Annotated in this window: 21 protein-coding genes; 9 read left to right on the forward strand and 12 right to left on the reverse strand. The window is 43.0% G+C overall.

What is annotated here, in order from left to right:
• Positions 1-264 (reverse strand): alanine--tRNA ligase-related protein (locus ACKPQ5_RS03850; protein WP_407677777.1); only part of this gene is annotated, 264 nt, incomplete at its 3' end.
• 18 nt (positions 265-282) lie between these two features.
• Positions 283-1389: a 3-isopropylmalate dehydrogenase gene (gene leuB / locus ACKPQ5_RS03855; RefSeq protein WP_407677797.1), complete on the reverse strand. Its 1107-nt coding sequence runs from the start codon at positions 1387-1389 to the stop codon at positions 283-285.
• Between the two features lie 189 nt (positions 1390-1578).
• On the opposite strand from leuB, the gene nusA reads away from it, so the two are divergent.
• The 7 genes from nusA (at position 1579) to ACKPQ5_RS03890 (ending at position 11115) form a co-directional block, all read left to right on the forward strand.
• On the forward strand, positions 1579-2862 hold the full coding sequence (gene nusA, locus ACKPQ5_RS03860; protein ID WP_407677778.1) for a transcription termination factor NusA: 1284 nt from the start codon (positions 1579-1581) through the stop codon (positions 2860-2862).
• A 24-nt stretch (positions 2863-2886) separates the two neighbouring features.
• Positions 2887-5223: a translation initiation factor IF-2 gene (infB, locus tag ACKPQ5_RS03865; protein ID WP_407677779.1), complete on the forward strand. Its 2337-nt coding sequence runs from the start codon at positions 2887-2889 to the stop codon at positions 5221-5223.
• Positions 5224-5238: 15 nt separating this feature from the next.
• Entirely contained in the window at positions 5239-5604 is a 366-nt protein-coding gene (gene rbfA / locus ACKPQ5_RS03870) for a 30S ribosome-binding factor RbfA (protein ID WP_407677780.1), read from the forward strand.
• 156 nt (positions 5605-5760) lie between these two features.
• The gene (dnaK, locus tag ACKPQ5_RS03875; protein WP_407677781.1) at positions 5761-7710 is read left to right on the forward strand and encodes a molecular chaperone DnaK; all 1950 of its coding nucleotides are present in this window, start codon (positions 5761-5763) and stop codon (positions 7708-7710) included.
• 86 nt (positions 7711-7796) lie between these two features.
• Complete coding sequence (locus ACKPQ5_RS03880) at positions 7797-8093, forward strand: co-chaperone GroES (protein WP_407677782.1); 297 nt, start codon at positions 7797-7799, stop codon at positions 8091-8093.
• A gap of 43 nt (positions 8094-8136) precedes the next feature.
• Positions 8137-9765, forward strand: coding sequence for a chaperonin GroEL (gene groL / locus ACKPQ5_RS03885; RefSeq protein ID WP_407677783.1), 1629 nt, complete (start codon positions 8137-8139; stop codon positions 9763-9765).
• Positions 9766-9900: 135 nt separating this feature from the next.
• Positions 9901-11115 carry an outer membrane protein assembly factor BamB family protein gene (locus ACKPQ5_RS03890; protein ID WP_407677784.1) on the forward strand — a complete coding sequence of 405 codons (1215 nt, stop codon included), beginning with the start codon at positions 9901-9903 and terminating at the stop codon, positions 11113-11115.
• On the opposite strand, the gene lipA is transcribed toward ACKPQ5_RS03890, so the two are convergent.
• Genes lipA through panD form a run of 5 tightly spaced genes read right to left on the reverse strand, consistent with a single transcriptional unit; the run spans position 11112 to position 16292 of the window.
• Positions 11112-12008: a lipoyl synthase gene (gene lipA, locus ACKPQ5_RS03895; RefSeq protein WP_407677785.1), complete on the reverse strand. Its 897-nt coding sequence runs from the start codon at positions 12006-12008 to the stop codon at positions 11112-11114. The two genes, ACKPQ5_RS03890 and lipA, sit on opposite strands and share 4 nt — an antisense overlap.
• 15 nt (positions 12009-12023) lie before the next feature.
• Entirely contained in the window at positions 12024-12347 is a 324-nt protein-coding gene (locus tag ACKPQ5_RS03900) for an FmdB family zinc ribbon protein (protein WP_407677786.1), read from the reverse strand.
• 2 nt (positions 12348-12349) lie between these two features.
• Positions 12350-14806 carry a DNA topoisomerase 3 gene (locus tag ACKPQ5_RS03905; protein ID WP_407677787.1) on the reverse strand — a complete coding sequence of 819 codons (2457 nt, stop codon included), beginning with the start codon at positions 14804-14806 and terminating at the stop codon, positions 12350-12352.
• A gap of 24 nt (positions 14807-14830) precedes the next feature.
• A complete protein-coding gene (locus ACKPQ5_RS03910; protein ID WP_407677788.1) occupies positions 14831-15916 on the reverse strand; it encodes a pyridoxal-phosphate-dependent aminotransferase family protein in 1086 nt (361 codons plus the stop codon).
• 1 nt (position 15917) lies between these two features.
• The gene (gene panD, locus ACKPQ5_RS03915; protein WP_407677789.1) at positions 15918-16292 is read right to left on the reverse strand and encodes an aspartate 1-decarboxylase; all 375 of its coding nucleotides are present in this window, start codon (positions 16290-16292) and stop codon (positions 15918-15920) included.
• 123 nt (positions 16293-16415) lie between these two features.
• Here panD and lpxK point away from each other — a divergent pair, with 123 nt between their 5' ends.
• Positions 16416-17648, forward strand: a complete 1233-nt coding sequence (gene lpxK / locus ACKPQ5_RS03920) for a tetraacyldisaccharide 4'-kinase (protein ID WP_407677790.1) — start codon at positions 16416-16418, stop codon at positions 17646-17648.
• Between the two features lie 23 nt (positions 17649-17671).
• Here lpxK and hemE read toward each other — a convergent pair whose 3' ends face one another.
• From hemE to ACKPQ5_RS03940, 4 genes are all read right to left on the reverse strand, one after another.
• Positions 17672-18703 carry a uroporphyrinogen decarboxylase gene (gene hemE, locus ACKPQ5_RS03925; protein ID WP_407677791.1) on the reverse strand — a complete coding sequence of 344 codons (1032 nt, stop codon included), beginning with the start codon at positions 18701-18703 and terminating at the stop codon, positions 17672-17674.
• Positions 18700-19617: an oxygen-dependent coproporphyrinogen oxidase gene (hemF, locus tag ACKPQ5_RS03930; RefSeq protein WP_407677792.1), complete on the reverse strand. Its 918-nt coding sequence runs from the start codon at positions 19615-19617 to the stop codon at positions 18700-18702. The genes hemE and hemF overlap by 4 nt, the downstream gene beginning before the upstream one ends.
• A 59-nt stretch (positions 19618-19676) precedes the next feature.
• Complete coding sequence (locus tag ACKPQ5_RS03935; RefSeq protein ID WP_407677793.1) at positions 19677-20801, reverse strand: response regulator; 1125 nt, start codon at positions 20799-20801, stop codon at positions 19677-19679.
• Between the two features lie 111 nt (positions 20802-20912).
• Positions 20913-22481 carry a transglutaminase-like domain-containing protein gene (locus ACKPQ5_RS03940; protein ID WP_407677794.1) on the reverse strand — a complete coding sequence of 523 codons (1569 nt, stop codon included), beginning with the start codon at positions 22479-22481 and terminating at the stop codon, positions 20913-20915.
• A gap of 58 nt (positions 22482-22539) precedes the next feature.
• On the opposite strand from ACKPQ5_RS03940, the gene ACKPQ5_RS03945 reads away from it, so the two are divergent.
• Positions 22540-23934: a dihydrolipoyl dehydrogenase family protein gene (locus tag ACKPQ5_RS03945; protein ID WP_407677795.1), complete on the forward strand. Its 1395-nt coding sequence runs from the start codon at positions 22540-22542 to the stop codon at positions 23932-23934.
• Here the strand turns inward: ACKPQ5_RS03945 and ACKPQ5_RS03950 are convergent.
• The gene (locus tag ACKPQ5_RS03950; protein ID WP_407677796.1) at positions 23931-26021 is read right to left on the reverse strand and encodes an SLC5 family protein; all 2091 of its coding nucleotides are present in this window, start codon (positions 26019-26021) and stop codon (positions 23931-23933) included. The genes ACKPQ5_RS03945 and ACKPQ5_RS03950 overlap by 4 nt on opposite strands.
• Between the last annotated feature and the right edge of the window lie 309 nt (positions 26022-26330).

The raw sequence follows: 26330 nt of genomic DNA on the forward strand, positions 1-26330 counted from the left end.
GAAGAAGGTATGGTGGTAGGTATCAAAGCCGACATCTTCCAAATCATTATGCTTACCTCCAGCCCGGATGCATTTTTGTGTGTCAGTGGCTCTTTTAAAAGGTGCCTTTTGATCTCCGAGGAAATAGGGGACGAATTGATTCATCCCTGCATTGGTAAATAAAAGGTTTGGAGATTCTGGTAGCAGGGAAGCTGAGTTTACGACCTGATGCTCTTTGGATGCAAAAAAATCGAGAAAGGATTGACGGATTTCGTGGGCTTTCATGGGGCCGGTATGGGTGGTTTATTGGAGTCGGTTGAGGATGCTTTTTCCCATTTCCTCACTGCCTACCGATTTCCCGCCTTGGGCGATATCCCCCGTACGAAGTCCAGAACGGATGGTTTCCTTGACTGCATTTTCGATTGCCGTGGCCGCTTCTTCCAATCCAAAACTGTAGCGGAGCATGAGGGCGGCACTTAGTATTTGAGCGCAGGGATTCGCGACTCCTTGTCCGGCAATGTCGGGTGCAGTACCACCTGCAGGTTCGTACAAACCGAAGGGCAGTCCTTGGCTGTTTTTCTGGGTGCCAAGGGAGGCGGAGGCAAGCATGCCTAAAGAACCGCAAATCACCGCGAGTTCGTCGGAGAGAATATCTCCAAACATATTTTCGGTAAGAAGGACGTCGAATTGATTAGGGTCGCGGACGAGTTGCATCGCCGCATTATCCACATACATATGAGTAAGTTCAATGTCGGGGTTGTGTTTTTGTACGCAATTTACCACCACTTCACGCCACAGGACGGAGGTTTCAAGCACATTGGCTTTATCGACAGAACAAATTCTACCGTCACGCAGAGAGGCGGCTTTTATGGCTAGTTCAGTGATTCGTTCAATTTCACTGGTGCGGTATACCATGGTATCAATTGCCAATTTTTCACCATTGTCCAAGGTCTTCGTTTCCTTGGGCTGTCCGAAGTAGATCCCTCCTGTCAGTTCCCTTACGCACAAGGTGTCTATCCCGTTGGCCACTGTATCGGCCCGAAGGGGGGAAAGATCGGATAGTTCCGGATAAAGATTGCCCGGTCTTAGATTGGCAAAAAGTTCAAAAGCTTTTCGAATGGGAAGGAGGGCTGCACGCTCGGGCTGTTCTTTGGGGGGGAGGTTTTCCCATTTGGGGCCGCCCACAGAACCAAAAAGAATGGCATCCACTTCCTTACATGCATTAAGAGTCGAATCAGGAAGTGCCTTCCCGTGGTTATCGATTCCGATTCCCCCCACATCGTGATTGCTTGTTTCAATCGAGAAATCGTGAAGATTTCCAAGCTTTTGGAGCACTGTAAGAGCGATCTCCATGACTTCCGGGCCGATCCCGTCGCCGGGTAGAGTTGTGAATCGTAATGTTTTCATCAAAACGAGCATAGATAATGTTTCATGGCAAACCTGCAACGCTGAAAACTAGACGCCTATTAATAAGACATGAAATCATTGACAAAATCGTCCCCTTGGGTATGGTAAGAATTTCATTTCAGTCTCAACCTCGAAAGAGCGAGCCCTGCTCGCTTTTTTTGTTTTAAAATAACCCACCTAAAATAATCAATCATGAGTAGCGAAATCCTCGCAGTTCTTGAATACATGGAAAAAGAAAAGGGCATCAGTCGTGAAGACATGATCGCCACGATTGAGAGTGCCATTAAGACGGCCGCCGAGAGAGGAGTCAATTCTTCTGGAGATGTGCGAGTTGATATTAGTGCCAAAACGGGGGCGATGAAGGCATGGTCCCGTTTGGAAGTGGTGGAATCAGTCTCAGATACTTTCTGTGAAATTCATCTTGATAAAGCACGTCTGTATGCGGAAAGTCCTCAGGTTGGTGACTTCGTGGAGCGCGAATTGGACCCCTCTTATTTGGGCCGAATTGCTGCCAAAACTGCCGAGCAAGCAATTAAACAAAGACTGCGGCAATTTGAAAAAGAACATATTTACGATGAATTTAGAGATCAAGTTGGTAACCTGGTAACGGGTATTGTCCGTCGTAAGGATCGCGGTGACTTAGTTGTTGAGGTAGGGAAAGCAGAAGCATTGCTACCATGGCGCGAAAGAGTGCCAGGTGAGGATTGGGTTCCAGGAGAGCGTATTCGTTGCTTGCTGAATAAGCTCGAGCAGCATGGCCGTGGCCCGGAATTGATTTTGAGCCGATCCAGTCTTAATTTTGTTCGAAAGCTTTTCGACATGGAAGTAGCAGAGATCGCAGACGGAACCGTTACTTTGGCAGCAATGGCAAGGGAGCCCGGTTACCGGACTAAAGTTTGTGTGCGTAGTACTGACCCCAAGGTGGATCCAGTGGGTGCTTGTGTGGGAGCACGCGGTGCACGAGTGAAAAGCATTGTTCGAGAAATGAACGGTGAAAAAGTGGATATTGTTCGATGGTTTGAAGACCCGATTGAACAATTAGCGGAGGCTCTCAAACCTGCTATTCCTCAGAATGTTACTTTAGATCGAGAAAAAAGAAGAATGTATTTTGAGGTGGTTGAAGACGATCTTTCTGTGGCAATTGGCCGAAAAGGAATCAATGCCCGTCTCACATCCAGACTATTGGGCTGGAAGCTCGATATTGGGAAAGTGGTGGTCAAGCAAGTTGGGTTTGATGAAAGAAAGAGCAAAGCAGCAGATGCGCTAACCTCTGTCGGAATCGAATTTGAAGTGGCGGACCGTTTGGTTGCATTTGGTTTAGTCAGTCCGGAAGCATTTGAAGGAGTAACTGCAGAGGACTTAGTCGGACTTGGTTTCGAGCAAGAGACAGCTGATACTATCCTCGATAAAGTTTCCTCCGAGGAAGAAGTTGATTCTCCTAGCCCTGAATCAAATTCTGAAGAACAGGAATCTTAAAACTTACCTATCTTTTAAATATTTATGAGTGTACGTGTTCACGCAATTGCGAAGGAAGTCAATAAATCAAGTAAGGAGCTTATTGAAATTCTTACCGCTCGTGGGTATGACATTAAAAGCGCATCAGCCTCTATCGATAATATTACCGCTCAGTCCATCATCGATGAATTTGCAGTTGAAAAACCAATTGAGGCTCAAGAAGAGTCAAAACCAGAGGCAGCAGAGAGCGTAGTTGAAAAAAACACCAAGGAACCTTCGAAAAAAGCACCTATTGTAAGAAGTAAAGCGGATCTCGATGCCGAAAAGAAGGAAAAGGAGGATGCCGAGCAAAAAGAAAAGGCTAAACTTCTTAAATCGGAACCCGTTCAACCTGTTCCGGTAGTAAGCAATGCACCTTCTCTTCCTCCTCCTCCTGTGACTCGGGCTAACGCGCCGCCTCCACCCCCTTCCACAGCTGGTAAGTCAGGTGTTCCGTCTCCCCCGTCTCCGATTTCTTCGGATACTCCGGTTGAGTCGAAAGAGGTCAGCAATGATTCGGCCACCTCTGATGATGATGTGGTTGTTGAAGGGAATTTAATTTTAATCAAGCCTCCAATCGTGGTGCGTGATTTTGCTACTTTCATTGGCTTGAAGCCTTTCCAATTAATTTCCGAATTAATGGAAATGGGAATTTTTGCCTCAATGAATCAAACGATTGAGGAAGATGTAGCTCGAAAAATAGCCAAAATCAAAGGTTTTGAACTCGAGATTCGACATCGTGGTGAAAAAGTGGAAGCTGCTGCACCCAAGAAAAAAGTGGTGGTGGATGAGAATGATGAAAAGTTTCTCAAACCACGTTCACCAGTAGTTTGTATCTTGGGGCATGTTGATCATGGTAAAACAACTTTGCTGGATACAATCAGGAAAGCAAATGTAGTGGAGGGAGAAGCGGGCGGAATTACTCAACACGTTGGAGCTTATCAAATTGAGCATAAAGACCAAAAAATTACATTTCTTGATACTCCTGGACATGCTGCTTTTTCGAAGATTCGAGAAAGAGGTGCAAATTTAACTGATGTATCCGTTTTAGTTGTGGCCGCCGATGATGGCTTTATGCCCCAAACGGACGAAGCTTTAAAATTTGCCCAGCGGGCACAGGGTACCCTTGTTGTTGCGATTAATAAAATGGACGCCAAGGGTGCAGATCAGGAAAAAGTAAAAACCCAAATGCAGGAGAGATCAATTCCCTCTGAAGATTGGGGTGGCGAGGTGGTAACTGTTCCTATTTCCGCTTTAAAGGGTGACGGAGTGGATGATCTGCTTGATATGATTTTATTACAGGCCGAATTGATGGAATTGAAGGCCAATCCTGAAGCTGAAACTGGAGGAGTTATTGTGGAGGCACGCCAAGAAGTCGGTCGTGGTCCTACCGCCACTGTTATTGTGCAAAAGGGTACTCTCAAAATTGGAGACGCGATTCATTGTGGTTCTGTTTATTGTAAAGTAAAGGCGATGATTGATGACCAAGGTCAACAGGTCAAGCAAGCACCCCCTTCTACTCCGGTCAATATTTTGGGATGGTCAGGTGTACCTGACTCGGGGGGAATATTTGCCCGTTCCAAGAATGAACGCGAGGCCCGAAGAGAAGCCGAAGAGTCTGAGCAATTGTCCAAGCAAGTGGTGGTGGTTCCCGAAGAAGAAGAAGAGGGTGGTGAACCTGCGGTAACTGGTGTGGATGCTTTATTTGCGGCCATTTCCCGAAGTAAATCTGCCGCTTACCGTGTAATCCTGAAGGCAGATGTTGGAGGTTCTCTTGAGGCATTACGTGAGACTTTGGAACTAATCACCAGTGATAAGGTATTACTCGAAATTCTTCAGTCTGATGTGGGGCAGATTACTAAAAACGACATCAAGATGGCTAATACTTCCGGTGCTGATGTAATTGGTTTTAATGTTAAAATGGAAAACGGAGTCATGGGAGATGCGAAACACCAAGACGTTAAAGTTTTCCAAAACAGCATTATTTACGAAATAATTGACTTGGTTAAAGACAACATGGCAGAATTGCTCGAGCCAGAACTAGTTGAAAAGAAAACTGGTCGTGCTGAAATTCGCCAAGTATTCAAGGTTAGTAAAGGACGGACTGTTGCAGGTTCAATGGTAATGGAGGGTTCAATTATTCGTAATAAAGGCGCTCGTCTTGTTCGTAAGGGCAAGGTTTTGGCGGAAGGGAAAATTGAGACACTTAAACGATTTAAGGACGATGCTACGGAAGTAAAAGCTGGATTTGAATGTGGTATTCGCTTGGATTCTTTTGATGAATATGAAGAAGGCGATATGATCGAGACTTTTGAAGTCGAAAAGATCCGTCCTTCTTTATAATCCAAAATTTTTGATATGAGCCTGCGCCTAGCTCGGGTTAATGAGTTAATCAAGAGAGAAATTGGTAATTTCTTGAGAAGACGTTACCGTTCAGAAACTGTTTGTTGGACCATTACGGGTGTGGATGTATCTGCAGACCTACGAAATGGTACGGTAGGGTATTCTGTTATTGGTGATGAATTAAAAGCACGAGAAGCCCAGTTGTTTTTTCGTAAGCATACCGGGGAAATTCGTAAAGAAGTGAGTAAGCATGTCATTCTTAAATATTCTCCCAAATTAACTTTTACTCAGGATTTTGGAATTGAACGTGGAAATCGAGTGATGGAGATTCTTGATGATTTAGAGGCGGATGACTCCAACCCTTCACCCGAAGAGGTGTGACGTGAGTGGCGCACGTTGTGTCACAACTAAGTGCCGCACTGTCTCACTTGATTCTTGTTTTTTATTCGAAAAGTAAACCTTAATTGCGTAAGGTGCTTATCAATAGTTACTTAACGAGTTCGATGAATTAGGCGCGAATGTTGCAAAGTAGTAGCCGTGAGTAAAATAATAGGAATTGATCTAGGAACAAGTAATTCATGCATGGCAGTAATGGAAGCCGGCGACGCCAAAGTTATACCAAACGCTGAAGGTGTCCGAACTACTCCATCTATCGTTGCATTTAGTAAGAACGGGGAACGCTTGGTTGGACAGGCTGCGAAAAGGCAGGCTGTTACCAATCCAGAAAACACCATTTTTTCTTCTAAAAGACTCATTGGTCGTAAATTTTCTGAAATTAAGGATGATATTTCCACTCTGCCTTACAAGGTAATTGAAGGAAAGAATGGTGCTGCAGTTATTGAATGTGAGATTGATGGCAAGGCTGAGACTTTCATGCCTGAACAGATTTCATCGATGATACTTGGAAAGCTAAAGGCAGATGCGGAAGCATACTTGGGTGAACCGGTAACGCAGGCGGTTATTACTGTTCCTGCATACTTTAATGATGATCAGAGGCGTGCGACAAAAGATGCCGGTTCAATCGCGGGATTGGAAGTCATGCGTATCATCAACGAACCGACTGCAGCCTCCCTTGCATATGGTCTGGATAAAAAAGGGGAAGAGACAATTGCGGTTTATGATTTAGGTGGAGGTACTTTCGATATATCTGTACTCGAGATTGCGGAAGGGGTATTTGAAGTCAAATCCACGAATGGGGATACTCAGCTTGGAGGCGACAATTGGGATCAAGAGATCATAAATTGGCTGATCAATGAATTTAAAACAGAGCAGGGTATTGATTTATCTGGCGATCCAATGGCGATGCAGCGTTTGAAGGAAGAGGCAGAGAAAGCGAAAATGTCGCTATCTTCTTCTCAATCCACAGACATTAATCTTCCATTTATTACCGCTGATGCCTCAGGACCGAAGCATTTAAATGTTACATTGTCTCGGGCTAAATTGGAGCAAATTTGTGATGATTTATATGCCAGAACTAAAGGGCCATTTGAGTCCTGTTTAAAAGACTCCGGTCTCAGTATTGGTGATGTTAACAACTTAGTTCTTGTCGGCGGAATGACAAGAAGTCCCAAAATAGTCGAACTCGCCAAGGAATTGGGTGGAAAAGATCCCAACCAAGGAGTCAACCCGGATGAGGTGGTTGCAATTGGTGCTGCTGTTCAGGGGGCAGTTCTTCAAGGAGATGTGAATGATGTTCTTTTGCTCGATGTGACACCTCTTACGCTTGGAATCGAAACTGCAGGAGGAGTTTGCACTCCAATGATTGATCGTAACACAACAATTCCTACGAAGAAGGCTCAAACTTTTTCTACTGCTGCTGACAGTCAACCCGCAGTCGACATTGTGGTCTTGCAGGGTGAGCGATCAATGTCACAGGACAATAAAACATTGGGGACATTTAAGCTCGACGGTATCGCACCTGCTCCGCGAGGAACGCCACAAATAGAAGTGACTTTTGATATCGATGCAAATGGTATTTTGAATGTGAATGCGAAAGACCAGGGAACGGGGAAAGATCAAAAGATAACGATTTCAGGGTCTTCCAGTATGGATGAAGAAGAGGTAGATCGCCTTCGCAAGGAAGCGGAAAAATTTGCCGATATCGATAAAGAGAAGAAGGATCAGGTACAGGTCAGGAACGATCTTGATTCCATGGTTTATCAATGTGAAAAGCAACTGAGCGATCTTGGTGATAAAGCCCCCGATGATTTGAAGGCAAAGATTGATGCCCTGCTTGCTGACACCAAGAAAACATTAGAAAATTCTGGTTCTAGTCTGGATGAATTAAAGTCCGCAAAAGACTCGCTTCAAAAAGGTTTTGAAGAATTAGGTCAAGAGGTCATGAAGAGTGGAGGAATGCCTGAGGGTGCTCCTGGAGCTGGACCCGCAGCGGGTGCAGAAGCGCCTCAAGATTCTGAAAAGAAGAAGGATGACGATATTGTGGACGCCGACTTTGAAGTGGTGGACGACGAAAAAGAAAAAAGTTAATTTTATTGGATTTCTACCTAAGAATTTTCTTACTTAGTATCCATAACCCTAAAATCTAGTATAACCTAACCAAAAACAAAAGGAATATGAGCAAACCAAAAATAACTCCGCTAGGAGATCGCGTCTTGGTCAAGCACGTCGAAGAAGACGAGCAAATTAAAGGCGGGATAATCATCCCAGATTCTGCGAAAGAAAAATCACAAGAAGCTGAAGTAGTAGGCCTTGGAACTGGCAAGAAAGACGACGATGGAAAAAATATCGGCTTTCAGGTCAAAAAAGGCGACAAAGTGTTAATCAGCAAATACGGTGGAACCGAGGTAAAGCTTGACGATGTTGAGTATCAACTCGTTCGTGAAGACGACATCCTTGGAATCATCGGATAGGCTTCTTAGCTAACAATCAAAACAAAACTCAGAAAATAAAATTATGGCTAAGCAAATATTATTCGACGAAGCAGCACGTAAAAGAGCCCTTAGAGGGGTCAATACACTTGCTGATGCGGTAAGCGTAACATTGGGACCGAAGGGTCGTAATGTTTTAATCGACAAAAAGTTCGGTTCTCCAACAGTGACCAAGGATGGTGTTACCGTTGCTAAAGAAATTGAATTAAGTGATCCCTATGAAAACATGGGTGCACAAATGGTGCGTGAAGTTGCTTCCAAGACATCTGATCTTGCAGGTGACGGAACAACGACAGCAACTGTTTTAGCAGCTGCAGTTTATCAGGAAGGACTGAAGAATGTAGCAGCAGGTGCAAATCCCGTTTATTTAAAACGTGGAATTGACAAAGCAGTCGAAGCAGGTGTTGCTAAATTATTACGTGACAGTAAGAAAGTTTCCGCCAGTGAAGAAGTTCGCCAAGTCGCAACTGTATCTGCAAATTGGGATGCCGAAATTGGTGAAATCATCTCCGAAGCGATGGATAAAGTTGGTAAAGACGGAACGATTACTGTTGAAGAAGCAAAAAGCATCGAAACCACTCTTGATGTTGTCGAAGGTATGCAATTCGATAAGGGATATTTAAGCCCTTACTTCTGCACTAACAACGACACAATGGAATCAATCTTAGAAGATTGCTACATTTTGATCAACGAGAAGAAAATCACTGCTCTTAATGACTTACTTCCAGTTCTTCAATTAGTTTCCAAGCAAGGAAAGCCACTTCTTATCATCGCTGAAGATGTTGAAGGAGAAGCTCTTGCTGCTTTGGTAGTTAATAAATTACGTGGAACTTTGAACGCTTGTGCTGTGAAAGCGCCTGGGTTTGGAGATCGTCGTAAAGAAATGCTTCGTGACATCGCTATTCTTACTGGTGGTCGTTGCATTACTGAAGATTTGGGTATCAAACTCGAAAACATCGAGCTTGCTGATCTTGGAAAAGCAAAGCGTATTACTGTAGACAAAGAAAACACAGTTATCGTAGAGGGATCCGGAAAAGCTACTGAAATTCAAGGACGTGTTAAACAAATTCGTCGTCAAATTCAAGAGACTACTTCTGATTACGATCGCGAAAAACTCCAAGAGCGTTTAGCAAAACTCGCTGGTGGTGTTGCGGTTATTAGTGTGGGTGCAGTATCCGAGCCTGAAATGAAAGAAAAGAAGGCTCGTGTTGAAGATGCATTACATGCAACCCGTGCAGCGGTTGAAGAAGGAATTCTTCCCGGTGGTGGTGTAGCCCTTCTTCGTGCAGCGAGTGCAATTGAAAAAGCTGCGACTCTGCTCGAAGGTGATGAAGCAATCGGAGCCTCAATCGTTCGCCGTGCAATTGAAGCACCTCTCCGCAAGCTTTGTGATAATGCTGGTGTAGAAGGTTCTTTAGTAGTCCAACAAGTTCTTAAGTCCAAAGGGGCAATGGGATATAATGTTGCGACTGACAAGCATGAAGACTTGATCAAAGCCGGTGTTGTTGACCCGACAAAAGTGACTCGTACTGCCCTGCAAAATGCAGGTTCTGTAGCTGGTCTTTTGTTGACCACTGATTGCATGATTACTGACATTCCTGAGGAGGAGAAAGCCGCTCCTGGAGGACATGATCACGATCATGGTATGATGTAAGAATTTGATTCTTATTTCAAATTTTAAGAGGCACCCTGCATAGGGTGCCTCTTTTTTTATTTAGTAATTAATGATTTATTACTATAGTAAGATTTTAAGTTCGATTCCTCTTTTGCATCACCACATGATTTTGTAATGGAAAAACTTATCTTTTTGATTTTGTTCATCGCCCTTACCAGTCATGGTGAATCTTGGCCACAATTTCGTGGACCTACCGGACAGGGGCATATTGAAGCTGCAGACCTACCATTAAATTGGAGTGGTAATAAGGGTGTTACCTGGGAGCAGAAAATAGCAGGGAAAGCCTGGTCATCTCCGATTTGCGTAAACGATCAGATTTTTCTGACGAATGCAGTTCTTAATCAAGGGAATTTAATCTTAGAGCTTATTTCAGTCGATTTTATTACCGGCGAAATTAATTGGAAAAAGAAATTATTTAACTATTCCAAACAACCTCGAATTCACAAAAAGAATAGCTATGCCAGTCCCACACCTTTTTATGAAAATGGTTTTGTTTTTGTGCATTTTGGAAATTTGGGGACTGCTTGTGTCTCCTTTAATGGGGAATTGATCTGGAATAAGAAACTTAATTACTTACCCGTTCATGGATCTGGTGCATCGCCCGTTATTGCTGAAGATCTTCTACTTCTGAGCACGGATGGATCAGTAGATCCATGTTTAGTAGCCTTGAATAAAAAAACAGGGGATATCAAGTGGAAAGCAATCAGGGATAGCAAGGCCAAGAAAAACTTCTCTTTTTGTACTCCTCTTGTGATTAAAGTGAGAGGTGAAACTCAAATTATCAGTCCTGCAAGTGATTATGTATTTGCCTATGACTTAAATGGAAATCAACTTTGGAAATTTAATTATCCAAATGGATACTCGGTTGTTCCGAGGCCTGTCTTTAATCAAGGAATAATTTATGTAAGCAGTGGGTATGATAGCCCTGTGCTTTATGCGATAAGGTGTGGGGGGAGGGGAGACATTACCCAAAAGAATTTAGTTTGGAAAACGAGAAAAGCGGCGCCACGTAATTCTTCAGTGGTGGTAGTCGAGGGTTTATTATTTATGGCTGCAGATAATGGAGTGGTTTCTTGCTTAGACGCCCAGACGGGCGAACTTTATTGGATCGAACGAGTAGCGGGGAGTTGTTCACCCTCTTTAATTCATGCTAATGGCCAAATTTTTCTATGCGATGAAACGGGGAAGACTTTTATTTTTGAAGCCAAAAAAAGATACCGCTTATTGGCACAAAATGATTTGGGGGAAAGAATGCTCGCATCTCCCATAATTTATAAGAATTCTCTTTTGTTGAGAACTGAGAATACGTTATGGAGAATTGATTCCTAATGCATTTCGCTATTAGTAATCAAATTTGAAGACTTTTCCTCGGCAGAAAACCGATCTGATTGTTCGTCTGCATGATAAGAAGAGCGAACTAGTGGTCCCGATTCAACCACTCGGATGCCAAGGTCCAAGGCTTCGGTCTTCCATTGTGCAAATTCTTCAGGAGTTGCCCAGCGATCGATCGGTGTATACTCGGCGCTAGGTTGTAAGTATTGCCCAAGGGTAAGAACATCGAGTTTAATATCAGCCAAGTCTTTCAACGCTTGGCGAATTTCCTCTTCCCTTTCTCCTAGACCAAGCATGATTCCCGATTTAATTGGAAATCCCGCTTTTTTTGCATAGGTAAGTACATCCAAACTTCTTTGATATGATGCTGTTTTCCGAATGGGGCGCTGTAACCTCTCTACAGTTTCTAAATTATGATTAAAAATGTTGGGTCGGGCAGAGAGCACGATATCTAAATTCTTAAAGTCTCCTTTAAAATCGGGAACCAGTACTTCGATCGCAGTATTTGGATTTTTATGGCGTACTGCACGAATGGTCGCTGCCCAAACTTTGGCACCCCCATCGGGTAAGTCATCTCGGGCGACAGAAGTAAGTACGCAATGCTTTAGCCCCATTTTAGCTACTGCTTCAGCCACGCGGGGAGGTTCCGCTAAATCTAATTCTGTTGGTTTACCAGTCTGCACAGCACAAAAGGTACAGGCACGAGTGCAGACATTCCCTAAGATCATTAATGTGGCGGTGCCTCTAGACCAACATTCCCCCATATTGGGGCACTGTGCACTTTGGCAAACAGTATGTAATTGATTATCATCAACAATGTCTCGGACCTTTCCATACTCAGGACCGGATGGAAGTTTTGCCCGTAGCCAGCTTGGTTTTCTTTCTTTCACTGTAATCGAGATAGTTTATTTACCTGAATTTTCAATTTCATCCGGAGAAATCTTTTCAGGTCCTTGATTACCCGCAGTTCTGTAGTAATCTCCACTCGAAGAATCCTTTTCGTACTGAGTAAATCCGTTTTTTTTGAGATTTTCAGAAGAGATCGATTTTTTTTCGCTTTGAGTAGAATGATGAAGGGATAGAGAAGCGGCAGTTAATGTCCGTTTAACAGGTTCTTTGGTAAGTGGATGATTGGTTAAGGGTGCCTCATTAATTTTCTGCTCCACCTCAAAAAACTCCTCTATTTCTTGGTCGTTTATTACTTGGTATTGATACAGGGGGAGCATCACAATTAAGCCGACTTCTTTTTACGAGGGGGAAATTCGAATCCAATACCCCCATTATCTTTGAGAATAAGATTTGCGTCAAATGGTCTCTTTGTTCTGCGAGATACAAAACCCTTGATTAACCCAGTCTTTTTGTCATTTACGAGTTTTAAAAATTCTTCAAGCGGAATCTCTTTATCCAGAAGCTTACGGGTTATTCGAAAGGAGCAGGAACCCTCTTCTGAAACTTTTTTATGACCTGTACATATGTAAGCGGTTTCAGTTTGTTTCACTTCTTTCTGGCAGACGGGGCATTGAGCGACTACAGGAGCATCCTTTATACTTTCCCTTTCTTCTGCCTCTTGTTCCTCATTATTTTGAAAGACAAAATTTACTTTATATTCCTCGTCGAGTTGGAGGATTGCAGAAAAAGGCTGTCCTTTTTTGGACATGAAATTATCAAGTGGTCCAATTTTCTTGTCGCGCAGAAGGATATCGACTTCATCAATGGGAAGTCGGCGTCCTGCGATACTTTTGGGAATACGAAAATCTCCTTCAATATTCTGATAAAACCCAAGACCTTCAAAAAGTGGCTCATCGGTAACAGGTGAGCGAAGCGTGGTTTCCTTTAAATTCTCGGCTGTTTCTGTGAACCCAGTAGTCTTGGTTACAAATTCTTCGGTCAAGCTGCCAATTTCCTTCATGAATTGATCGCGAGTCATGGTGCCTTCTTCAATCAATCGTAGCTTATGTTCCCACTCTCCAGTCATAGTAGGACTAGTTAGAATATCAGTACCAGCAGCATCAAGGAAATGAAACAAATCTTCTCCTTTTAGATTGGGGTGCATTTGTGTGCCTTCACGGCGCATATATTTCTCTTTGATTAAATGATCAATAGTGGATGCCCGAGTTGCGGGTGTTCCCAATCCTTTTTCCTTGAGGGCTTCGGCTAGGTCTTCATCGTCGATTAACTTTCCCGCACCTTCCATCGCAGAGAGTAGAGTGGCTTCTGTGTATCGGGCGGGTGGTTTGGTTTGTTCGTTTTCCAAGTCCGATTTTACAAGATTCGCCTGATTATTATCTTCCGGGGTTAAAGCAGGAAGCGTATCTTCAGGTTGGTTGTCTTTTCCGTAAATAGCGAGCCAGGAGGGGTCCACTAATACTCGACCCTCGGTTTTAAAGTTATATTCCTTGATAGAACTTGTGCGCGTGGTGACATCCCATTGGGCTGGAGGATAAAAAACAGAAATGAATCGCTTGGTAATAAGGTTGTAAATCTTCCTTTCATTTGCATCCAAATTACTAGGAGAACCAGTGGTAGGAATAATTGCAAAGTGGTCACTTATTTGTTTATTATTAAAAATCTTTTTATTCTTTTCATCGACCCAGTCGGATTGAAGTGCTTTTTGTGCATGGGGACCAAACTCTCCCTGAATAGAACCAAGTAAATCTCTGCACATGGGTCCGTAATCTTCGGGCAGTGCTTTTGAGTCAGTTCTTGGGTAAGTAATTAATTTGTGCCTCTCATAGAGAGACTGGGCTATTTGCAGGGTCCTACTTGCGGGGTAGGAATGCAAGCGGTTCGCCTCTCTTTGCAGTGTGGTAAGATCATAGAGCCTGCCGGGGCTTTGTGGGGAGCGTTTCTTTGTTTCAGAAACATCTGCCATCGTGGCTTCCTGTATCGCGGCGAAAATTGCATCGGCTTCCTCCTTGTCCCATAAACGATCCACCCGATCGTGTTTATCATTTTCTGCTTTTTTAAAACCTTTTCTTTGGAACACACCCTTGTAGGTGCCTTCAGATAATTCAAAAGTGGATGTAATTCTAAAAAAGTCTCGCGGTACAAAAGAATTAATTTCTTTTTCTCTTTTAATGACGAGAGAAAGGGTAGGGGTTTGAACTCGACCTACAGTAGAGACTTGTCGGCTCATACTTCTGGACCTTTTGAGTGTCACTGCACGAGTTCCGTTTATTCCTATTAACCAATCAGATTCAGAACGGCACCGTGCTGCGTCTTGAAGAGGTTGTAGTTCCTCGCCTTCTCGCATGCTGGCAAATGCGTCCTTAATCGCCTGGTCGGTCATTGATAGCATCCAGAGTCGCTTGATTGGCTTCTTGGCTTTTGCCAATTCGTAAATGTAGGTGAAAATCAGTTCACCCTCTCTTCCGGCATCACATGCATTGATCACTTCACCAACATCTTTTCTTTTGAGCTGTTTTTTGAGCTGTTGAAACTTCTTTTTGGTATTTGCGATTGGTTTAAGTTGAAATTCGGGGGGAATGATAGGCAGGTTTGTCAATTTCCATGCTTTCAATTTCTTATCAAAGTCATCGGGCATAAAGAGCTCGACTAGGTGTCCTACAGCACAATCAATAACCCATTCATCATTTTCGTAGTAATCCTCCTTCTTGGGGACACGACCGAGGACACGGGCCAAATCTTTTGCAACGCTGGGCTTCTCGGCAATGACTAATTTTTTCACTTAATAAAAGTTGGAGTGTATCGACTAGGATGAAATGAATTCGGTTAAAACTTCGTCCATATTGGTAAGCAAGTGGTTCATGGAGTCCACTGTCTCATCGCCCATGTTAGAAATACGAAATGTTTTACCTTTGATTTTACCATAGCCCCCATCAATCGAAATTTTCTTTTGGTCACGCAATGTTGTAACAAATCCAGCCATATCAATTTCAAGGTTGTTTCGAACACAGGTAAGAGATTTGGAAGCAAACTCAGGTTTGGGTAGTAATTCAAATCCTTTTTTTGCAACCCACTGGTGAACCATTTGGTTTAATTCTGCGTGTCTTTTTTGTCGATTTTCAACACCCTCTGTAAAAATTTTATCGAGGGTATAACGGAGTGCATGGATCAGCGGAATTACTGGCGTGCTTGGAGTCATGCCTTTTGCGTGATTGGAGCGAAATTCAAGGAAATCGAAATAATACCCTCGTCCCTCAGTTTTCTGAGCTCGTTCGAAAGCTCTTTCAGAAACGGAAAAAAGAGCAAGGCCGGGCGGCATGGCTAAGGCTTTTTGCGAACCGGTAAGAATCACATCGATCCCCCAATCGTCTTTGGGGATCGGTACGACAGAAAATGAACTAACCGTATCAATGACTGAGATGACTTCAGGGAACTCTCGGAGCACTTTCATGATATCCTCAAGTGGGTTCATCATTCCACAGGATGTTTCGTTGTGGACTAAAGTAACGACATCGTATTCACCGCTTGAAAGCTTGGATTTAAGTTCGTCCGGGTCGATATTTTGACCCCATTCAACTTGTAGAGGGTCCGCGTCTTTTCCTGCTCGCCTGGCTACATCGAGCCATTTATCTGAAAAAGCACCGCACATACAACATAGAACTTTCTTTTGGCATAAGTTGCGTATGGCACCTTCCATGACCCCCCAAGCACTTGAAGTGGAAAGAAATACGGGGTCGCTGGTTTGAAAAAGTTTTTGTAAATTAGGTTGGCACGCTTGATATAGTTCAACAAAGTCGGCACTTCTATGGCCCATTACAGGAGTAGACATTGCCTGATAAGTTTCATCAGAAACATTAACAGGACCGGGAATATGTAATTTGTAATCAATCATTTTAATCTTCAATTTGGCTTGTTATATTTTTAAACTTTGTATTTTCATCTTCAACAATGACAAGGCGAGGCTCCCAAGCTGATGCTTCTTCTGGGTCCAATTGAATAAAAGTAATAATGACGAGGAGATCACCTGGTTTGCCCTTATGGGCCGCCGCTCCATTCAAGGCAATTTCCCCAGAACCGGCTGGAGCGGGAATGCAATATGTCTCAAACCGTTCTCCGTTAGTAATATTACCCACTAGGATTTTTTCGTGATTAAGAAAGCCCGCAGCCTCCATTAATGAACGGTCAATCGAAAGGCTTCCGGAATAATTCGGAGAAACCGAAGTGACTTTGGCACGGTGAATTTTTGATTTTAATAAAGTGACCTGCATAAAAGGAAGAAATTTTGAATCTCTTATCAAATCCTTTTCAGCCTTAAAGTCAATCGATGAAGGGTCTCTCGGAAAGGAAATCCAGTTGTCAGAACTGCTAATATCTATACAAGGTTATGTTTTATGTCACAAAATAGTGGGAAATGGCTGGAGCAAAAATGGTCTGAATTTGAAGGATTTGTTGAAGGTGTTATCTATGACCGAGACCTTTCTGTATCAGCCCGACTTTTTGGCCTTTTCTTAAAACCATTTTCTTTTCTTTTTTCAGGAATTGTCCGAGTTCGATTATTTTGTTACACGCATGGCTTTATTTTGAAGGTCAAACAGGTGGATTGCCTGGTGATTGTAGTGGGGAACTTAACGGTTGGGGGGACTGGTAAAACCCCTGTTGTGGAACGATTCACAAAGGAGCTCATGGCAAGGGGAAGGCGGGTGGCCATTTTGAGCCGAGGCTACAAAAGTAAGGAGGGAAAACCCGCTCGCAAGTGGTATCAATTATTTTCCAAAGCAGTTTTTCAGCCTCCCAAGATTGTTAGCGATGGAGAAAATGTACTGCTCGACTCGGATGAGGCGGGCGATGAACCCTACATGTTGGCAAAGAATTTAAAAGGGGCAGTAGTACTTGCCGATAAGGACCGAGTAAAGTCGGGATTATTCGCTATCGAAAAATTTAAAGTGAACACTCTAATTTTGGATGATGGTTTCCAATATCTTCCCATTAAGGGAAACCTCAATTTATTATTGGTGGATCAAACTAATCCCTTTGGCAACCGGTGCCTTCTACCTCGGGGAATTTTACGGGAACCAGTAAGGCACTTATCTCGTGCCTCCTATGTATTTTTGACTAAATCTGAAATCGAACCAGACCTTGAATTACTCCAAACAATTCGAAAGTATAATTCGAACGTGGAAATTATACGTTGTGCACACAGGGTCCGGTATTTTCAGGAAGTGAATACAGTTCAAACCAAGCCATTGAACTTTTTGTATGAGTTATATGTTGGCGTTTTTTGTGGTATTGCTTCTCCCCGTGGCTTTGAAGACATTATCCAACGAATGTCCGGTGAGATGAGATTTAAGCAACGATTTTTAGATCATCACCGATATACACATGAGGAATTGGACCGATTGTTTCTTCAGGCAAAAAATGCCGGTGCAGATGTGATCGTTACGACGGAAAAGGATGCCGTTCGCATTCCCGCTAATTACAAACCCATTCTTCCTTTTTATTATGTGAGAATGGAAATTGAGATCATCGAAGGCTTCGAAGATTTTGAGGATGCCGTGGCGGATATTTGTTTTCCCGAGAGAAAGAGAAAAGGATACCAGCCATTACCCATCGAACATAATGCATGAAGCGGGTTGAGATTCATCTGATTTTAGGAATCCGAGTAATTAGTTACTGTATGAACTAATTCTTCCATGCATTCCACTTTAGCTAGTGGACGAATTCCATGGCCAAGATTGAGAATATGTCCCGAATCACCTTTCATTTTTTCCAATAACTTGAGTGTTGTTTGGCGGACTGTATCTGGATTTGTTTCAAGGAGTGCAGGGTCGAGGTTTCCCTGAAGTGTAAAATGAGAGGGCAATGTACTGCGTGCATAAGCAAGGTCAGTTTCATGATCAATACTTATCCCCGAAACCTGACAATGGGAAAGATAGTGTAAGCGATCGCTTGGAGCTTTTGCATACAGAATGACTGGGATCTGGGAAGAAACCTCCTGGGCAATTTGATCAATCCATCTCAAGGACCATTCGTTCACTCGATCATTTGGACAAAGCCCATTCCAACTATCAAAAATCTGTATCGCATCCACGCCTGATTGGGCCTGCATTTTCACATATCCAATTAAAACTTCAGTCAACTTTTCCATTAACTTGGCGAAAGAATGGGGGGAAGACTGTGCCCATTCGACTGTTTTCGGAAAATTCGGGCTGGATCCACCATCAATCATGTAGCATGCCAGCGTCCACGGTGAACCGCAAAAACCCAACATTGCTTTAGAATCCCCTAATTCTTGGCGAAGAAGGCAGAGGGCATCCCGGACATAACACAATTTTGTTACCGCCTCCTCTGTATCTAATTTTTCCAGACAATTTTCTGATTCTAATCTGAAGTCCATTCCAATTCCGCCCTTTTCACGAAAGTGGTAAGGTTGGCCCATCGCTTCTGGAACCACCAATATGTCACTAAAGACGATCGCGGCATCCAGGGCAAATCTACGCAGTGGTTGCAGTGAAACTTCCACTGCCAGTTCTGGTGATTTGACCATTTCTAGGAAACTATATTTTTTTCGTAAGGCACGATATTCCGGTAAGTATCGACCTGCTTGCCTCATCACCCAAAGGGGCGGCCTGCCTGTATTTTTATTTTGGAGAGCTAAATTTATTTTTTGTCGCGAATTCATTCTATTTCAAGCCAGTCGGTGGGATGCAAATAATTTTGGTAGAGATTGTCCTCGGGAGAATTTTTTCGGGGTGTAAAGCCATAGACCCAACTTACTTCAGGGGGCATTGACATTAAGATAGATTCGGTTCGACCTTTTGATTGAAGACCAAAGTGGGTCCCTCGGTCATATACCAAATTAAATTCAGCGTATCTACCTCTACGATACTTTTGAAAATCTTTCTCTTTATTAGTAAAGGGGATCTCTTTTCTTCTCTCCAGAATGGAAAAGTAAGCATCCTGAAAACTTTTTCCTACGCTTTGCATGAATGAAAAGCTCGAATCAAAACCGCCTTCGCAAAAATCATCAAAGAAAATTCCTCCCACGCCCCTTGTTTCATTCCGGTGAGGGAGATAAAAATATTCATCGCACCACTTTTTTAATTTAAGGTACAAACCTTCTCCAAACGGATCGCAGGTACTTTTGGCCTTTTGGTGCCATTCCACCACATCCTCTTTAAAGGGATAGTAGGGTGTTAGATCAAAGCCTCCTCCAAACCACCAACAGAGAGTTTGATCCTCTTTCCTCGCTTCAAAATAACGAACATTAGCATGAGTCGTTGGGATAAAGGGATTATCCGGATGAAAAACGACAGAAACTCCCATGCCGCGAAAGGATGCTCCCTCTAATTCAGGACGATTTTGAGTCGCGGTTTTGGGAAGTTTATTTCCAGAAACATCCGAAAAATTAATTCCACCCTTTTCAATAATTTGACCGTTTGTGAAAGAAAGAGTTTTTCCTCCCCCCCCTTCTTTTCTCTTCCATTGGTCTTCTTTGTGGTCAATGGAGGGATCAGCACTAGTTAATTTATTTTCTACACTATTTTGTAATTCGAGAAGGTAGGACTTTACCTGTTCTGCTTGGTCAATTTGCACGCCTGCAGTAAATTGCCGGTTTAATCTATTGGGAAACTAGTGCCAATGGGATTCGGGAACTATTCTTCTTCCTCGTCATCGGGGTCTTTCTCTAAGTGCTCCTTTGCACTATCGAGGTCTTCACAAATTCCCCATTCCTCACAACCATCGAGGTTATTCCACATCTCTGCTTCTTCACCAGTGGCAATAATTGCCCCTCTCATTGGAAGTTTCATGTCCTCAATTTTTTCGGCAAATTCTCCCACTACTTCTATTGCTTCTTCTCCTACCTCTTCCAAATTCGAGACATCAATGATGAGTTTCAATATTCCCTCATTGATTGTGTTTCGGATACGGGTATCCATATTTTCTTTGATATCATTGATAACAAAAGGAGACAGTTCAGGTGGTAATTTGAATAAAAGATAGTCCTCTACGAATTTGAAATACCTTGCCGATGAATCTAAGTTCATCACTTTAAACATAATTGCGTCTGCTTTGTTGGCATTGAAAGGTTTGGTTATACAATCTGCAAAACCTGAATTCAGTGCTTTTTTCTGAGCAGATTCATCTCCCTGCACTATCATTCCAATCACTGGTGTATTTAATACATTGTGATTAGTCTTTAATTTTCTTCTCAAATCAACTGAAGTGTCACCTGGTAGTGCCATACTGATTAAAATCGCAGAAAAGGAAGAACTTTCACAGATTTTGAGGGCACCTGCCTCATCAGGAGTGCTTTGTACGACCCATTCATTTTTAGCGAAGATATCAGTAAGTTGTTTAACAATATTGGGTTTATCATCTACCACCAAAATTTTGGTTATTTCCTCATTGGAGGACGGGGAATGAGTTTCATTGGCACTCATTTCATTGGTTGCCAATTGGTTCATTCGATAAAGGCGACGACCAAGAGTACGAATTAACTTAACTGACACCTTAGGATTCTTGGTCACGATATCTTCGATGCTTTCCTCCACATGCCTTACTTTAGAAGGAGTTTTTGCTTTGATTACGGCATCGCGCTTCATACCGAGTATCTCGCTTAATTCTCCAAAGATTGATCCTGGTTGATCAATTTCGCTCAGTGTTTTTCCTTCACGAATAACTGCAAGAGAACCAGATTCAAGGATACAAAACCCTTTCCCCAGTTCTCCATCGTTTAAAACGATATCTCCTTCCGCATATTCTTGTAATCTAATCATGGGTATAGTTTTTTATCATCAACTATTTGTAATGGGGGATCAAATAAAATCGTATTAAGTATCTTTGGCCCTCCACAATAGTTCATTGAGAATAGGTAAAGAGTAAATGGCTCATTTCCTCAAGCTCACTTTTTCCACTTGCACATTAATATTTCCTATTATTTCGGAGAGCTTAATGCCAATATCCAATAAGGAGTCTTGTTCCAGGGACGATACGGATAATGTAATGCGATCTGCATGGGCACCCATTTTACCCATAGCTGAATCGAGCGAATGCCATTTTCCATTTAGGTGAAATTCCGTCCACATATGAAAGCCCATCACATTTTTTTGATCACCAAAACTTTCCATAAAAACAAGGCCATTCGCCACTCGGGTTGGAATTCCATGAACACGGCCTAGTGCGGCCAAAAAGACGGCGTGTTCGGTGCAGTCTCCCTCCCGACTCTTGGCCGTTTCTGTAGCAGAGGCAAATCCTACATTGAAATTTTTATGGTGAATATACTTTTGAGCAAACCGGTAAAGATTTTGTGATAAATCAAGCATGTTTTTAGAACCCTGAGCAGCATTCTTCGCCAAATTTCTAATGAGCGGGTCCTCTGAATCAATCATAATATTGGCTTCACGATATTCTCTTCCGATTGCCTTAATCTTTTGTCCTGAATTTACTTTTTTTCCCCAGAGTTCGGAGCGAACATCAACAATGAAACTCTTCTCATCGAGCGGAGTTATTTTTTGATTACGAGTTTGATGAAAGATGGGAGTCACTTGACCATTATTCAACTTCACATTGAACCGAACCGACTGAGCCCCATCAGGAATCTCTTCATCAAGAAAAAGAAGAGTTTGAAAAAGGAAGTCAAAATTGGTCTGGTCCGATCTTGATTGTGCTTCCAATTCAGTGGATTGTTTTATTTCAATCGGTATGCCTCCCATTTGCATTTTAGTTCTGATTGCAAATCCATCTTCATCGAGCCAATTAATGGTCTTCATTTTTCCCATTTTTGTAAAAAGTGTAATTTCACTTTTATACGAGTTTACATCTTCTCCACCGATTTTGATAATTTTTTGACCCAAGGATTTAATTTTCGCTTTTGTGGGTGAGGCCATTCCAAAATCCGCGGAGTAAATTTTTGTCTCCAGTTCATGTCCTTTTTCCTGAAAGCCATTTTCTTGTAATAACTTCATTAAGCCCCAGGTCATCCGACCTTCAGGATCAAGAGGGTATCTTTTTTCTGTTTCTCTCAAAAACTGCTTTTCTTTCACTATAATTTCTTGTCCTTCGATCCAGCCCTTTTTAATAATGGGGACACCAGCCATTTTTATTTCTCCGGAAAAACTCTTAATCTTTCCAGCCCGAGTTTCCCGAGTTTTTTCCAAAGCGGACATAGTAATGGAAATACCAGCTCGATTCATTTTCATATTGAAAATGCTTTGGGACACCACATCTTCGCCCTCCAATTTCATAGTACAATGGGCATGTCCCACTTTTGAACCACTGAGGAAAACTTCATACCAACGATCTAATTCCTTGAATGAGCTTGGATCTTCCGCTTCACTTCCCAAAAGTGAAAATCCAAGTGTTTGGAGAATGATTATCACTACCAAAGATACCAATCGAACGGAAGAATATTGGCCTTCTTTGTAGCTATTGGGTTTTAAGGTCGATAGGTTCCTCATTCTTGATCGACAATTTGTAAGTGTCTTTGCTAATAGTCGAGGCTACAATTCTTAATTTATGAAACAAACTTTTGATTTTCTCGTTTTAGGGGGTGGAAGTGCTGGTTATGCCGCCGCACGAACTTTTCATGAGCATGGCGGACGGGTTGCTCTGGTGGATGGAGCAGAGGAGTTGGGTGGTCTTTGTATCTTACGCGGTTGTATGCCCTCCAAAACCCTCATTTATTCGGCCGAAGTCCTACATCTTGCCCAGAAAGGAAGTATCTTTGGCTTTGAGGGTGAAACTCCACGGGCCAACCTTGCAACGATGCAAGCCCGAAAAAAGAAAGTAATTGCGGAGTTTTCCGAGTATCGAAAGGGGCAACTTGAGGATGGTCGATTTTCGTTATTTCGTTCCAGGGGTACTTTCGTAGATGCTAACACCATAATTCTTGCCGACGGGACTGTACTGACTGCTCCCAAAATTCTTATCTCCACTGGCTCCGAGGTTAAAGTTCCACCCCTTCCCGGTTTGTCAGAAGTGCGTTATCAGACAAGCGATCAGGTCTTGGACCTCGATGTAATTCCCCCAGAGAGTGTCGTTCTTGGCGGAGGAGTGGTCGCCTGTGAACTTGCCCAATTTTTATCACGTGTGGGATCGAAGGTCACCCTGTTACAAAGAAGCCCCCGATTACTGAAGGAATTTCCTCAAGCAGCATCGGATGCCTTACAGAGGGCAATGATTGAAGAAGGTATCCAATTAGAACTCGGAGTTAATTTTAAAAAATTTAAACAATTGGAGGAAGAAAAGATAGAGGTTTCTTATCAGCAAAATGGAGAAGCAAAGGAAATCGTAACTGGCTTTCTCTTTCTTGCTCTTGGGCGAGTACCGTCCGTTCATACTCTTGAATTACAGAATGCAGGAGTTGAATTATTACCAAGTGGACATATCAAAACCAATGATTTTCAGCAAACGAGTGCTCCCACTGTGTATGGGGCAGGAGACTGTGCCGGGCCCCACGAAATTGTTCATATTGCTATCAAACAAGGTGAAACCGTGGCCTTGCATGCACTTGGTAAGAAGGTCAAACCGATGAACTATGATTGCCTCCTTTCTGTTGTCTTCACCGACCCACAACTCGCAATTGTGGGTCTGACGGTCCATCAAATGAAAGATCGAGGTATTGAATTTTTAACGGCGTCCTATTCTTTCGATGATCATGGAAAGTCGATTCTAATGGAAGCCAAGCACGGCTATGTGTGCGTTCACGCCGAGAAGATTACAGGACGAGTCATAGGAGCGGAATGCGTGGGTAAGGACGCGGGAGAGTTAATTCATGCTATGTCTGTGGCAGTCGGACTTCGAGCTGGTGTACACGACCTATTAAAGGCAGATTGGTATCACCCCACCTTATCTGAAATTTGGACTTACCCAATAGAGGACTTAGCAGAAGAGATCCCCGAGGTTGTTTAAAAGAAATAATAGAGCATGAATATGGCACTGCCAGCCAAACCACCGGCCCAAAAACGATCCTCTTGGTAGATAGGCTTGCCATTTTTTGCTGCCTTCAATCGGGCTGACAAATAAAAGCAACCAAATGTCCAGAGCGAACCAATCCAGGCAGCCTGTACCGGCTTTACGGTCTCCAATACAACTAATATACCGAGCACTCCATAAATAAGTAGTGTAATCCCCAAAGTCTTTCCCAAAACGATGAACTCTTCTGGGGTAAAGATTCCAAGACCAGTCCAAGTAAGCTTTCCTTTTTCTGGATCCACCTTACTAATTTTACTCACCACAATGTGAACCAGTAAACTCAGTAAAGCGGAAATAAAGGCACCGTGCATGAAGTTCAGTTTTTTTCCAAACAGATTTACGAGAGATTCATTGCCCTCAGCAATGAAGGCGTAGAGTGGTGGGATTCCATAACTGAAAATAACTCCTGCTATTATTGCGGAAACTCCTCCTGCCGCAGTCGCTCCTTTCCACAACATTCCAACGACAAAGGCAACCACTACTCCCGCAATCAAGTTTCCCTGATGTTTTGCAACAAGAAGAAAGAAACTATCCTGAGAATTGGGATCCATTTGGAATATGGTCAGGATCCCGGCAAACAGAATGAAGACTACGATCCAGGTTCGACCTACAGAAATTAATTTTTGATCATTAGCTTCGGGGTTAATGTATTTTTTATAAAGATCAAATGTCATTATCGTAGCGGCTGAGTTCATCATTGAATCTAAACTCGACAGAATGGCCCCGATCATTCCCGCTGCAATCAAGCCAACTAACCCGTAGCCAATGGGTGAAATTAATTCGGTGAGCAAATTAATAAAAACTGTGTCTTGAGCAACCTCGAGGTTACGATCTTTGAAAAGGTAATACGCCGCAATTCCGGTTCCGATCGAAATAAATGGAATGAGTAATTTAAAGAAACCAGCAGCCAATATCCCGATTCTTGCTTCCTTATCGGTTCGGGCAGACAGAGCTCTTTGCACAATAAATTGATTAGTTCCCCAATAGTAAAAATGTAAGACCATTAAGCCGGTCAGCACGCCAGTCCAGGGAAGGGAAGGGTGGTCAGAAGCATTATACAAGTGTAAGCGTTCAACCCCTTCGCTTCCGAGGTCCCTCGCGACAAGGTTTGCCCAGCCTCCGATTTCTGGCTGCGAGAAAGTGATGTAGGCAACCAGTAAACCGGCGAGGAGGAGAAGGACGGATTGAATGACATCGGTTACAATAACCGCTTTCAGACCGCCGAAAATAACATATGCTCCCGTGACAATTGCCATAAGCAAAATACCAATTTTGTAATGAAACGGTTCCACATCACCAGGGGAGATTTCCGGGTTATTTATGTTTCCACCAATAAAGGAAATGGGCACGGGCATAGAAGGTTCCATATCAATTATGTTTTGGGTGAAATTAACTTCCACAATTTGACCATCCTTCAATACAGGCGAAAGGTTTTCCCTAATCTTCGACCCCACTTTTATTTGTGGAGGGGAGCCGTATTTGTCTCCACCGTAATTAATTTTAACTTCAGTCAAAACACCGTTTACATCGGCCATAGCTTCCGCGACTGCTTTTTTTCCGGTATCTCCCTGTAACAAAAGGTTGATCGAACGTGAGCCGATATAGAATCCGGGAACCATTTGAATCACGACCATTATAATGACCATAATCAGGGCGTAGCTTACCCGGCTCTTATCATCGTACCTTTTACTCAGGTAGTCACTCAGCGTGTATACATTTAATTTTCGGTAGACGGGGAGAAAGAAATAACAAAGCATGAGAAGCCCGGCAATGGCGGTGATTTCAAAATGACTTTGTGCAAAGCCCACGGCAAAACCAACTCCCATCATTCCAACGATATGGTTCGCCGATACATTTGATCCAAAAATTGATCCAGCGACCCCCCACCATCTCGTACTTTTTCCTGCCAGGAAATAATCTTCTGAACTTTCTTCCTTTCGACCGGACCAAAGGCCAAAGGCCATAACGGTTAAAAGGGATCCGAAAAATATTATTAAATCGAGAGTCGAAAGTAAGCTATTCATCGTTCCAAACTATTCAGAAAATACCAATACAGGAAAGCCCAAAATTGATTAAGCAATCGATCGTTATTTTGAAGCCGATAGATTTAATTAAATTGAGAAGCTCATTACACTACAAAATATCATCTGATCGACTCAATAATCGATTGGTCTGCTGACTCTTGGTACTTTAAGATTTTTTTACTTGGTTCTCAGGCGAACTCGTAAAAATTGCTTACCTCCCTTGGAGGCCGCAGTTCCCGATGTTTCATAAAGGACTCGTTCCATCCCTCCGCCTGCGTTCATTCCCTTACCCGCAGTTCCCGCTCCATT

Source organism: Candidatus Seribacter sulfatis (assembly GCF_964187635.1).
Classification (GTDB): Bacteria; Verrucomicrobiota; Verrucomicrobiia; order Opitutales; family Seribacteraceae; genus Seribacter; species Seribacter sulfatis.